At 68.5% G+C, this 346-nt stretch carries 1 protein-coding gene; it reads right to left on the reverse strand.

What is annotated here, in order from left to right:
* Nucleotides 1–346 (reverse strand): acyltransferase domain-containing protein (locus ADL01_RS24615; RefSeq protein WP_159049617.1); only part of this gene is annotated, 346 nt, incomplete at both ends.

Genomic DNA, 346 nt, shown 5'->3' on the forward strand with positions numbered 1-346 from the left:
GTCAGGGCCGAGCTCAAGGAGCGTCGTCGCGCCGAAGTCGGTGAGGGCGCCGAGACCGTCGTGGAAACGGACCGCCTCGCGAATGTGCCGGACCCAGTAGTCGGGGTCCTTCAACTCGTCGGCGGTGGCGAGCTGCCCGGTCAGGTTAGACACGACCGGCAGTGCCGCGTCCCGATACGTCAGGCCCTCGGCCACACGGCGGAACTCCTCCAACACCGGGTTCATCAACGGCGAGTGGAAGGCGTGGGACACCTTCAGCCACCGCACCTTGCGCCCTTCGCCCCGGAACGTCTGCTCCAAGCCCTCCAGAGCCTCCCGCTCACCGGAGAGCACCACCTGCGAGGGG

Origin of the sequence: Streptomyces sp. NRRL WC-3618, from assembly GCF_001280005.1 — a bacterium.
GTDB lineage: Bacteria > Actinomycetota > Actinomycetes > Streptomycetales > Streptomycetaceae > Streptomyces.